Raw genomic sequence first — 12168 nt, 5'->3', positions numbered from 1 at the left:
TTGAGCGAGAGTAACCCGACTCGGACGGTCCCGCCCGAGTCGGCGTCTTTCCATTCGAACCAAAACTCAGAGCTATTTGAGCTCGTTGGCGAAGACATTTTCCCGCAGGATGGGAAGTTGCGCCTCAATGTTTTCGGCGGTAACGATCAGAATGGGAAGCACTTCTTCCTTCGCAGGTGACTGTCCATCGATTTTCGCAATCACCGATTCCGCGGCTTGTTTTCCCATGAGAAATGGTTGCTGCATGCCGCTGGCCAGAATAGAGCCGTCTTTGATGAGTGGCACAAATTCTGGCGTTCCATCGAAGGCTGCAACGAGGGTATCTGCCCCGCGGCGCAACGCGGCAACGGCACGCACAGCGCCAAGAGTTGGTGTATCGGTTTGTACGAATATGCCACGCAGATTCGGATGGGCAGTCAACATGTCTTGCACAAAACGATAGGTCTCGTCAGCAGTATAGAGCTGCATTTCATTGCGCGCGACAATCTTATGCCCCGCATCGGTAACGGCTTTAACGAAACCATTTGTTCGTTTGACACCGTTCTGGCGCGCCTGAGAAATCTGGATAAGCCCTATTTCGGCATTATTCCAGCCTTTCGCCTTTAGTGCCTTAGCCATTTCCTGTCCGACGGAGTAAGCGCCCGCCTCATCATCTGAGGTGACAAATGTCGTATAGTCGCCAGATGTCGTGCCAATACCCGCAAAGCTCAATGGAACGCCTCCACGTGTTGCGAGGTCGAGGACTGCTGGCGCAGTGGAGGAATCGGTCGGTGATAAAACGATGCCTGCGGCGCCCTTTACGATCGCATCCTGAGCATTTCGCAACTGGCTTTGGGCGTTGTTGCGGGAGTCGAGCACCATAAATTGGTATTTGTGGGCAGCAGCAGTGGCTTCTGCTCCCTTTGAGACATAGCGCCAGAAAGGGGCCTCGATGCCTGCAGATAGATAAACGAGTTGCTTATCGTTGGCGCGGGCGTAAGGACTATTGGTCAAGAGACCGGCGGTGACGCTGAGAGCCAACGCCGCAAAATTCCGTCGGGTAATCATTGTTTTTTCTCCTCCCATAAATGAAATTTAAACTAGGTCCCCCGTCTAATTTGCGGGTTGTGCTAGCGCTATCATTTTGCGATACAGATAGCGTTAACATACGAAGGTGTCAATGCGGACGAAGCGATCTCGAAATATTTCTTTGAACTTGCCGATTGTTACCATGTCAGACGTGGCCGACAAGGCTGGGGTCTCGCCGCAGACGGTTTCCCGGGTGATTGGCAGACCTGAGCTTGTGGCGGAGAAAACCCGTCTGCACGTACAGCAGATCATTCGTGAATTAAACTACATTCCTAACGAGGCCGCACGCAATCTGGCGTCTAACAGCAGTCGCGTTGTTGCTGTGGTCATTCCGACATTGTCGAGTTCCGCTTTTGCAGCAGAGGTGAAAAGCATCATCGATGTTATGGAGAAACGCGGTATTTCTGTCATCATCGGCAACAGCGAATATTCGGCCGAGCGCGAAGAAAACATTATTCGCACTTTGCTGGAACGACGGCCCCTAGGGTTCATCCTAACTGGGAATAACCATACACCTAACGCTGAAGAGTTGCTGCGCGCAAGCGGCTTACCAATCGTCGAGACGTGGGATACGGATCGGGAAGCCATTGATATGGCCACGGGTTTTTCTAATATTGCTGCAGGTCGGGCAGTCGGGAATCTTTTTATAGCGCGAGGAGCAAAGAGGATAGCCTTCGTTGGTGGTGGTGCTACACAAGACCCCCGAGCATCCGCACGGTTCGAGGGTCTCGCAGAGCAGATTGCAGTTGCGGGTTTGCAGCCGGCCTGTAGGGTAGAGCTGACGATGCCGATGAGCACCCAGGACGGGGTCATGGGAATGGATGAAGCATTGCGGCGGCAACCTTTGACGGACGCGATCTTTTTTTCCGCCGATAGCCTCGCACTTGCTGCATTGCTGGAATGCAACAGGCGTGGAATTCGCGTACCCGACCAACTGGCTATTTGTGGCTTTGGTGATTTTGATCTGGCATCGTTTGTTTCCCCAGCCCTGACGACCGTACGTATCCAACCTGATGTGATGGGAGAACGCGCAGCCCAAATGCTGCTCAGTCGATTAGATGGGGCCAAGAGCGAGAGAAGAACCATCGTTCTTGACCACCAGCTTATCCGGCGTGGAACGGCCTGATTGCGCGCTTAGATGCGATACCAGTTTTCTGCACTAAGGCGGAATAACTGGCGTTTTTCAGGAATGCTATAGTCGTCAACAATTTCACGATAAGCGTTGACAACTGTCGCATATTCGCTGTGGAGGCCGTCTAAAGGCCAGTTTGTGCCGAACATGCAACGGTCCACACCAAAATACTCTATGCAGGTTTCGATCCAAGGCCGAATTGTTTCAACTGTCCAATTGTGATCAACCATCGCCAATCCCGACAGCTTACAAGCTACATTTGGTGCCTTTGCTAGTTGAGCTATCGCCTTGCGCCAGCGATGAAAGTAAGGAACGTTTCGTTCTTTAGGGAAACCACAATGTCCGAGGATGATGCGCGTGGTGGGAAAGTCTTTTGCCAATGCATAAGCCTTGTGCATCTGTTGCCAGCCCGCGTCCATGTCATAGACGAGGTCTCGTTTTGCTAATTCCTTGAAGCCCCTTCGAAATTCGGCAGCATCGAGAAAATCTAGTCCCATGAAGGAGAGCATGCGCACGCCACGGAAATTACTGAACCGTTGATGGTGTTCGAGTTCTTCGACAACCTTTTCCCCCGTAAGATCGCAGCGCGCAATGATACCATTCGGCATGCCTTTTTCATCGGCAACTTCCTGCAGCCATTGGGTTTCGTGGACAGGGTCGGTTTCACCATCCGCGGTTTCAATGTGTATAGACTTAATCAGATTGACCGCTTCGGCCTCGCGACGAAGGTCATCAACGAGATAGTTTTTCATGATCTTACTGTAATCGCCAGAGGGATGGCCGTTGAAGGGTTTGTCGGTCAGCCAAGCGTAATATAGTCGCTTAAGATCCCACAAGTGATGATGTGCATCCACAAACTCGAATACGTATTCTTCCTGGGTCATTCGCTCCTCCTCCAAAGCTGTGAAAGTGTATCCTTGAACAAACACATGCTTGCCATATTGGAATAGATAGCGCTATCATAAAATGGAGGATGGAGTTAACTCGGGAGGATTCCGCTTGGAACGGAGTGAAACGGAGGCTGCATTGCTGCTCACCGCGCAGGGGATCGAAAAGCGGTTTGGAGCAATGCGAGCACTGAAAGGCGTGGATTTTGCACTCAATCGCCACGAAGTGCATGCTATAGTTGGTGCCAATGGCGCCGGTAAAAGCACATTGATGCGAGCGATCGCGGGAATGCACCGCATTGATAGTGGCAGTTTGACGGTAGATGGGCGTGAGGTTCGCTTTTTCTCGCCAGGTGATGCGATCGCCGCCGGTGTCAGCATGGTTACGCAAGAAACCAGTCTAGCTCCTCACTTATCGGTGCTTGAGAATATTTTCCTCCCAGAATTAGCGAAGCCGGGCCGATTGAACTGGAGTAGTAATCGTCAACAGGCGATAGCGCTCATCGATGAGTTACAAATATCGGTTGGATTCAGCTTGGACGACGAGGTTGGTCGTCTTTCGATGGCCAATCGGCAGCTTGTTGAGATCTTGAAGGTCCTCGCACTCAATTCCAAAGTCATATTTCTCGATGAGCCGACGACTTCATTATCACCGTACGAATGCGACAAGTTGCTCGAACTCACGCGAAAACTAGCCGCGCGAGGTCACAGTCTCGTTCTTGTGACGCATCGCATGGAAGAAATTTTTGCGGCAACAGATCGCCTGACGGTTTTGCGCGAAGGTATGACTGTTGTCGGTGGAATAAAGACCGATAGTATTGACGCAAACGAGCTCATACGCCTGATGGTTGGGCGAGAGCTTTCGAATATCTATGCGCACCATGAAACGCGGCCCATCCAAGCGACAAAAAAAGTCCTAGAAGTTGAAGGTCTATCGGCAGGGCCAATGGTCAAAGATGTGTCGTTTGACATCGCCGCTGGCGAAATTGTTGGGTTGGGCGGGTTGGTCGGAGCAGGGCGAACGGAAACGGTCGAAGCGATCTTTGGGCTGCGTAGTGTTGAACGTGGGAAGATAAGTTTTTCGGGAGAGGCGTTCTCGCCCCGTTCCCCACTGGATTCCATACGGTCCGGCATAGGTTTTATTGGTGAAGACAGAAGAACACAGGGGTTGATACCGGACTTTTCAGTGCGGGAAAACTTAATGCTCGTACAGCTAAGTCTTCAGACCCAGCAACTGTTAGGCTATAAAAAATATGAAGCACAGGCGCATGAAGTGGTTAGCCGCCTGGGATTAAACCTCTCTCGACTGAACGATGCCAATATATTGAAATTCAGCGGCGGAATGCAGCAAAAAATCATAATCGCGCGCTGGCTGCTCGCCTGTCCAAAGCTGTTGATTTTGGATGAACCAACCCGCGGGGTTGATATTGAAACTCGCTCTACGATCTACAAAGCGTTACGAGAACTTGCAGATGAAGGTACAGCTATTCTGGTCATCAGTTCCGATTTTGAGGAGTTGCTGGGGTTGTCCGACAGAGTTGTCGTTCTGAGTGACGGTAGAAGTGTGGCCGATGTCCCGGTCTCTTGTCTAGACACCCAGCGCTTGACAATGTTGTCCGCTCCGCGTCGCTCGGCGCACTTAATTGGAGCAATGCTGGCGCGCATTGCGCAGCAATTCAACGTGAACTGTATGTGGCTCCAACACGATGACGATTATGTTTTTTGCCTCGAAAGCGCACATTCGGAGCAGGTCGCTGGGATGCTAAAAAAAGGTGACTTTTGTCCTTTCGCGGACACGGTTCTTAGCCAGTCAGAAAATGCGCACACCTGTGTCGCGACCGTGCGGGGCAAGCAGGGACAAGCGATGGGTGCAATCGTATTACTCACTAGCGATCCCACGAAACTTCCGCTGTCCAGCGAATTGGACAGTATTATTCATCATTCAATATACACTTCAGAAAGTGTTGCAGCATGAGCGTTCAAACCCCCGCCACCACGCGAATTCTCTCGTCTCGTTTCGGTCATGTCGGTCATTCTCTTGAACTGAGGATGTTTTTGCTAACGGCCTTCATCGTGATAGGTTTGAGTTTCGCCAGTCCTTATTTTCTGACCTACAACAACATACTCAACGTACTGGACCAGTCTGTTGTAGTCGGTATTCTTGCTGTCGGGCTCACCTTGGTCATTCTGACCGCCGGGATCGACCTTTCAGTGGGTTCAACTGTAGGACTGACAGGCGTTGCAATGGCTGTTAGTTTTCCTGTTCTCGGCTTTTATCCGGGGATCGCTATTGGATTGCTCACGGGCGCGATCGTTGGCTTTGCCAACGGCTTTATTATTGAAAAAGGTGGGGTCGCGGCATTCATCGTAACATTAGGAATGATGTCAATCTGCCGAAGCTTGACCTACACGGTGAGTGGTGCGAGGTCGATAACCGACTTGCCCCCCCAACTAAGCGAAATTGCCATGGGCATGATCGGCGGTATTCCGATTAATGTCATATTCCTCATCTTTCTTTACGCGTTCGTCTACTGGCTTCTTAAAAAAACAAAGATGGGACGCTCGCTTTACGCTGTGGGTTCAAATCCCGAGGCAGCGCGCGTCGCGGGTCTACCAGTTGGTCGTTATAAAATTTCAGTTTATGTCATTACGGGTGTGTTGTGTGCCTTAGCAGCAGTCTTTCTTGCTGGTCGAATCCGCTCCGTCGACCCCACGAGCGGGCTCGGGCTGGAACTTGATGCGATCGCGGCCACAGTGATCGGCGGCACCAGTCTTTTTGGCGGACGTGGCTCCATCATCGGAACGTTCTTTGGTGTAATCATTATGGTCTGTATTCGGAACGGATTGAACCTTTTGGGGATTGATCCGTACTGGCAAGGGACCGTAATCGGAACGATCATTATCGCTGCAGTACTGCTGGAGCGGTTGTTAAACGCTAATCGATGAATGCCGGAAGCGAGATACTGGCAAAGACCCGTGAATTGAATTTGTGATTACTCTTTGACAAAAGTTCCCTCATCCAACTTTGAAGATTTTTACAAGGCTCGAATTATAGTGTCTTCGACTCCTCGTATAATCAAAAAGGCATTCAGAAGTGCGCCCCTCTTACAACAAGTAGGGGCGCTTTTTTGTTCTTCCCGTTGCTCTCAGCTTCATTTTAATATCTTAATTTAAGTCAAACTAAGGCATTCTTTCGAACGGTAATCTTACATATTCCTGCTACAAGCCTGTCCGACAATGGTTTAATCGGAGTTGAACTTAAGTCCAATGACTTCTGGATCTGGAATAGTGGCATTGAGTATGTCGAGATAACTTTTCCGCTTACGAGGCGATGTGCCAGAGGCTTCGAATTTCTCATTTACAACTTTCAATAATCGTTCAGCGCTTGGTTTAAGTTCCGCTTCGACTTTCATTATCCGGCCATTGATCTCAGCCGGTGGAATTGCTGTCTTCGTATCATTGCGGGGCACTGGCAAGTTTACGCTGAGATTGACCGTTCCGTTATTTTCTTGCTTTGTGGCGCCGGCTGCAGGAATCGACGGTGAGTTGGCTGCGGTCGCTTCTTGCGAAGGTTCCTCTCGATGTTGAGGGTGGAAGGGCAGGGGGCTAATTGTCTGCTCAGCGGCCCGTTGCCCGTCTTGCGCGTATGCGCTCGTGAGCGCTGGAACGGGCTTATGAGGTAGATATTCAATCGTCGGCACATCAGGAACGTGCGATTGCGAATAAGCTTCAGCAGATTTGAAGGGTTGGGTGTTGAAAAACCGCAGCTTGTCGCCATAGATCGGGCGTTGACCTTCAACCAGCAGGATCATTTTGCTTTCTGGCATTTGCCGCACTTCTTGGGCCATCATTAGATCGCGTTCGCGGATTTGCTCAACTTTTGTACGTCGCGGTAAACTGAGAATTTCTATTGTGCGGGATTCCGAACTGTAGCGGATGGTTCTCTTTCCTAGCGCGCGGGATGTATATTCTGCTGTTGCCTGATCGTTGGCACCTAACACCAGCTGATAACCACAGTTGCCGAGCAGGGAATGACGCGAAGTCTCACCGTAAATCTCGTCGAGATTCTTGAGGTCCTGAATAATGATTGCGAGCTTGATATTATAACCAGCCACATAGGGCAGCTTTGTCATAATCTCGTCCATCTTTTTAAGCTGTCGAAATTCATCCAGCAAAAAATAGACGGGTAGCGAATTTGGATCGTGTTCCAGCGTCAGAATGTTCATGACTTGCTGTACGAACAATGTGAGAAGCGGTCGCAGGATCGTAATATCAGTAATATTCGGTGCAAGATAAATTGAGATTGGCCGCCGTTTCATGGCGGCGATATCCATGTCAGTTACCTCCGTTGCGGCAACAATGCGTTCATTTCGGAAGGGTCTAAGCGCGTTTTGGATATCGAGCAGAGCGGATGCTGCAGCACGCTCTGACAATGCCAGAAATGCGTTGAAGCTTTCGACCGTATATTTTGAAAGGTTAGGCTCTTTTTCCTTGATGAACTTGATTTGCGCCTGAAGATCAACACCACTGTTCACGAAGGAAACGACTTCGCCGAGGTTTCGGCGTCCATGGTAAAAGGGGCTCTCAAGAACGTAGCTGATAATTCCCGCCACGACCTGTTGAGCTAAGCCCTGCCAAACTGAATTTTCAGAGCCAATGTTCTCGGGAACCAAAATGCTGGCGATATTCTGAATATCAGTTGTGCGATTGCCGCGCTCGGATCGCACAAAATCCAGGGGATTATAACGATTTGTCCTCTCCGAGCCGGGAGCGAAGAGGAAGACCTGACTGCCATTCTTCTTGCGATATCCGGCTGTCGCCTTGAAAATCTCCCCCTTCAAGTCGGATACGATCATTGAACCTTCATGCATGAGAGCGTTTGGAATGACATAGCCCGCTCCCTTTCCCGACCGCGTAGGGCCGATTATCAAATGATGGCGACTGTCTGCCGCTCGCAGCACATTGCGGCCGAACCGTCCGAATATGTGCCCTGTCTTTCGGAACCACTTTCCGCGACGAAGGCCCATGATGTCCTGAAAAGCCGCATCCCCTAAGGGGTTCTCAAGGCGTCTAAGACCGAGATAGCCTGCAAATACGGCGGCGGCGATGGCAGGTAACAAGGCACCGATGGCAACTCGTTGCAGAGTTGAGTTGGACGCGTAAGCCCAGACTTGCTGAAGCGGAGCAAAAGGATTTTCAGTGATGGTGATATTTAAAATTCGGCTGTCTTTATAAACTACCCCGAGTACGACCCCATAAGCCAGGGTCCAGACAAGGAAGGCTATGCCGGCACAAAATAGCAGGTAAACCGCTTTGTAACCCCTGTTCATGGTTCCTCATGGTCCTCATGTCGTGCAAAATATATCTCCGATACGCCACGTTTTCCGCCGTCGCGACGCAACTGGATGACGATGGGGATGACCATCCGGATATACGACATGAGATCGTGCTTCGAGTATCCGCCAGATAACCCCGCTTGTTGCATCATCATGGCGAGCTGTTCATAGGCACCTTGCGGCGTATCGGCATGAACCGTCGACATAGAACCCGGATGACCAGTGTTAATGGCGCGAAGAAAAGAAAACGCTTCTGCGCCGCGGATCTCGCCAACGAATAGACGATCAGGCCGCATACGAAGGGATGATTCAAGCAAGTGCTGAATTGTGACGTCAGCGGTGCCCTGCCCACCTTTCGAAGCTACCAGATGAACGCGGTTTTCCTGGGGTGGAAACAGTTCGCGGGTGTCTTCCAGCGTGATAATCCGTTCCTTCGGATGAACCGATTTCAGGCAGGCATTCAGAAAGGTTGTCTTTCCCGATGACGTGCCGCCGCTGATCAGGATCGACACTCGTTGCGTGATGGCTGTATTGATGAATTCGAAAATTCTGTTTTGCTTCAGATGTTCGATCAGCAAACGGTCAATGTCGCTCAGTCCTCCTACAGCAACAGAAACCTTGTCCAGTGAACCGCTATCCCTGTATTCCTCCAAACTAAAATTGCTAACGACCTGCTTGCGGATCGATATCGATCCGCCGTCCGGTGCAGCGGGTGGAAGAACGACCTGAATCCGCTCGCCAGTCGGTAACGCAGCGCTCAGGATGGGCGCGGATTTACTGACGAACTGATCGGTCGCGCCTGCGACCCGTTCACCGATATTCTGAATCTCTGCTGCTGAAAGCGCATGAACCTCGTGGAATTCCATGTGATCAGCACCAAGTCGCTCAACATAGACGTGACCTGGTTTATTGACCGAGATTTCAACGACCTTTGGATCGTTGAGAAATGGCCGCAGAGGCTCAAGTGCCCGATCAAGAAAGTAATATCTGCTTTGTGTGGCTGTTGCCGCACTATTTGCCCCTGCGTTCACGTTGAATTTCCTTCATCGCCTCTGTTACGGGATCGTCGTACATCGCCGAAAAATCGAGGTCCTGACGCACAAATATGAAAATGCGTTCGCCTTGATGGACGCTAATAGTCGGCTTAATGCGCAAGTTCTCGCTCAGAGCGGTATTTGCCATTTGAGAGAAAGTGTCGGCGATCGTCTCGCGGGCTAGTTCTTCTCCGCGTTTTGCATCATCATTGTTGCGACCGAAGGCTTCACCGCTGCCGAAACCTGTCAGATAGCTTGCGCCAGCGCCGACCACGGACAACATGATGGAAGCCCCGAACCGTTCACGCCATTTTTTATCGACGATGCCAGTGAGACCCGAACGACCCAAGCTGTCAGTACCCACGGAGTTCAGGCGCACGCTAACACCATCATCACGCAGTAAGCGGGTCCAGACTACGAAAACGCGGGTCTGGCCTGTCATTACGTCGCTTTGATATTCACCGATGAGCCGGGTACCGGTCGGAATCAAAATGCGACGACCATCAAAACTGTAGACATCTTCTGACGTGATGGCGCGAACTTGGCCTGGCAGATCGCTTACAATCGAGGTTTCGAGAATACCGGGTATCATCGTGCCTTCGGGCACAACCGCGTCGATGCGCTTGATTTTCGTAGCCTTGGCATTCCGGTCGGCCATTGCCGAGGCCGTCGCCAGAAACTTGCTGTTTCTGTCTTCACCAGCAACAGTCGGTGTTCCTTCGCCACTATCGCCACCAAGACCGCCATTCGCTCCGCCAGATCGCGCTTGATCCATCTGAATCAGCTTCGATTTGAACCGGTCTGGAAATTCTTCAACAATCTCCGGCGCGGATGGCTGAGCGGGTTCGTTCACAGCGACCGTCGGGGGAGGAGGGGGAGGAACATTAAATGTCGTGGAGTCGACTTGCTCCGGCTCTGGTGGCGGTGGAGGCGGTGGAATGTTGATGATATTTGGCTCGGGTGCGGCAGGGGGCTGATCCTGATCGCGCACGAATGACGGCGGTCTGAACGACGTCGTGCTAAACTCCTCGTCACCGCGCACGAGATCGCGCGGCTTCTCCGAGGGCTGTTTGAGAACAAAATAAGCCATAGCTACACCGGCCAGCAGAAATACGGCCATCGCAGCCGTTTGATTCCGCTTTGCATTCTTGTTGCTGACACCGGAGTCATCAGTTGCCGCCAGGGCTTCCAATTCGGGAGACTGTTTCATCAGTTGCCGCTCCTTCTTCTCTTGGTTGCCGCATGATCAGGTGCGGGACCCATGATGTCAGGATCGGGTGCGCCAAAATCCGGCTTTCTAAGGTTGAAGATGCAGATCCACTGATCACCATCGCGGAGGGTGTATTGTGTTGCCGTTCCATCCACGACCAGATATTCGCCTTCCTTGCGGAAGTTTCGCAGCGTCTCGGAAAAATCACTGTTTACTGCGAAAATTGCAGGTGTCCGACCGGTGAATTTGAAGAAGGTCTTCTTGCCGTCATCGAAGACCATCGACGGCTTCAGTTTCGTATCTCCGGTAAAGGAATAGTCGATATTGACGTTAGCCTTATCGATCTTGGAGATGTTCGGGTTGGCAGCACGATATTCGGCCTCTTTGCGCATCGCTGCATTCAGATCCTTTTCAGGATAGATGAAGCGCACGCCAAAGACCTTCTTGCCGGCATCTGGCGCGTAGTCGTGCAGCTCCAGAAAGTAAATGCGCTTGGTCGTGACAACGTTCATGTTGGTGACGACATTCTTTGCCGTCGGCTTAACGAAGAGGATGTTTCCTTTTTCGGTTGGAGCAACCTGCCAGCTCTCTGTGTCGCCAAGCGAAATGGTCTCAAATTTTTCATCCTCATCGAAGATGATCATTGTCGATATGCCGTACGTCGCAGAGATTTTGACGACATTATTGGGCTGATAGACGACACTGGTCACACGTGAATCCAGCGAACCAGCCCTAGGCGTCTGGGCAGCGTAGGCGTGCGAAATGAGGACGGTCGAGAACGCCGCCGCAAGAAGGAAGCGGTTTCTCATCCCTTGCTCCCTTCCGTGACGGTTTCCTGATCCCGCCTGTAATTGTAAACCTGGAAGCCGAGAGGATTTTCAAACCGCCATTCGTTCGTGGCTGGTTCGTCCGTATAGCGATAGCGCACGACCGCAATATAGTGTCTGGTGATCGCATCGGTATCGGACTTTTCAGTGGTTGAAAAACGGACAAGAGCGGTTGAATCGTTGGGGAAGGTGACAGACTTCACATCGACAAGTACGCGCTTGTTTTTCCCGTAGACCTTCGCCGGATTGTTCGGATTCGCGGCGCTATATTGCTCTTGCAATTCGCGAGCGGCATCATCTGTCGACAATAGTGCCGCCGTGCCAAAGTTTGTATCGATCGCGTAAGGATCATAGCCTTCACGTGTCCTGATATACCGAACGACGTTGGCTTGTGTAATTGCGCGTGAATCCGTCAGATTTTGCGCTTTTGTCAGTCCGCTTTTGGTTTCGATGTAGCCGGTAGCCTTGTCAACGACGACAATCACAGGCTCGAACGATTTTAGCGGAACCAGCATAACGAGCGCGAGCAATGCGAAAAGCGCGACCAGCCCGAATATGATGGTTACGAACCATGCGACGGCCTTTGAACGTTTTGCTTTCCGAACGATTTCGTTCTCCCAACGATCACCGTCCTGAAAATAACTTCTCAATGCAGCTTCTCTGGAATCCGTCAT

The 12168-nt window shown here is 51.3% G+C and carries 10 protein-coding genes; 3 read left to right on the top strand and 7 right to left on the bottom strand.

The window, feature by feature from the left end:
- Positions 1-72 precede the first annotated feature (72 nt).
- Positions 73-1065 carry a substrate-binding domain-containing protein gene (locus CEV34_RS19285; protein ID WP_094544272.1) on the bottom strand — a complete coding sequence of 331 codons (993 nt, stop codon included), beginning with the start codon at positions 1063-1065 and terminating at the stop codon, positions 73-75.
- A gap of 145 nt (positions 1066-1210) precedes the next feature.
- On the opposite strand from CEV34_RS19285, the gene CEV34_RS19280 reads away from it, so the two are divergent.
- On the top strand, positions 1211-2194 hold the full coding sequence (locus CEV34_RS19280; protein WP_162699575.1) for a LacI family DNA-binding transcriptional regulator: 984 nt from the start codon (positions 1211-1213) through the stop codon (positions 2192-2194).
- An 8-nt stretch (positions 2195-2202) separates the two neighbouring features.
- On the opposite strand, the gene CEV34_RS19275 is transcribed toward CEV34_RS19280, so the two are convergent.
- Entirely contained in the window at positions 2203-3084 is an 882-nt protein-coding gene (locus CEV34_RS19275; RefSeq protein ID WP_094544270.1) for an amidohydrolase family protein, read from the bottom strand.
- A gap of 115 nt (positions 3085-3199) precedes the next feature.
- On the opposite strand from CEV34_RS19275, the gene CEV34_RS19270 reads away from it, so the two are divergent.
- On the top strand, positions 3200-5062 hold the full coding sequence (locus tag CEV34_RS19270; RefSeq protein ID WP_179253593.1) for a sugar ABC transporter ATP-binding protein: 1863 nt from the start codon (positions 3200-3202) through the stop codon (positions 5060-5062).
- Positions 5059-6033, top strand: a complete 975-nt coding sequence (locus tag CEV34_RS19265; protein WP_094544268.1) for an ABC transporter permease — start codon at positions 5059-5061, stop codon at positions 6031-6033. The genes CEV34_RS19270 and CEV34_RS19265 overlap by 4 nt, the downstream gene beginning before the upstream one ends.
- Positions 6034-6329: 296 nt before the next feature.
- On the opposite strand, the gene CEV34_RS19260 is transcribed toward CEV34_RS19265, so the two are convergent.
- The 5 genes from CEV34_RS19260 to CEV34_RS19240 are packed head-to-tail and all read right to left on the bottom strand — an operon-like array spanning position 6330 to position 12168.
- Positions 6330-8417 (bottom strand): type IV secretory system conjugative DNA transfer family protein, encoded by a 2088-nt coding sequence (locus tag CEV34_RS19260; RefSeq protein WP_094544267.1) that lies wholly within the window; start codon positions 8415-8417, stop codon positions 6330-6332.
- Positions 8414-9454, bottom strand: a complete 1041-nt coding sequence (gene virB11 / locus CEV34_RS19255) for a P-type DNA transfer ATPase VirB11 (protein ID WP_094544266.1) — start codon at positions 9452-9454, stop codon at positions 8414-8416. Before virB11 ends, CEV34_RS19260 begins: the two co-directional genes overlap by 4 nt.
- Positions 9435-10667: a type IV secretion system protein VirB10 gene (gene virB10, locus CEV34_RS19250; protein ID WP_094544265.1), complete on the bottom strand. Its 1233-nt coding sequence runs from the start codon at positions 10665-10667 to the stop codon at positions 9435-9437. The genes virB11 and virB10 overlap by 20 nt, the downstream gene beginning before the upstream one ends.
- Positions 10667-11476 carry a P-type conjugative transfer protein VirB9 gene (gene virB9 / locus CEV34_RS19245; RefSeq protein WP_094544264.1) on the bottom strand — a complete coding sequence of 270 codons (810 nt, stop codon included), beginning with the start codon at positions 11474-11476 and terminating at the stop codon, positions 10667-10669. Before virB9 ends, virB10 begins: the two co-directional genes overlap by 1 nt.
- On the bottom strand, positions 11473-12168 hold the full coding sequence (locus CEV34_RS19240; protein WP_094544263.1) for a VirB8 family type IV secretion system protein: 696 nt from the start codon (positions 12166-12168) through the stop codon (positions 11473-11475). Before CEV34_RS19240 ends, virB9 begins: the two co-directional genes overlap by 4 nt.

The organism is Brucella pseudogrignonensis (assembly GCF_002252525.1).
Classification (GTDB): Bacteria; Pseudomonadota; Alphaproteobacteria; order Rhizobiales; family Rhizobiaceae; genus Brucella; species Brucella pseudogrignonensis.
The sequence above is the reverse complement of the archived record's forward strand: the minus strand, read 5'-3'. Positions and strand labels throughout refer to the sequence as shown.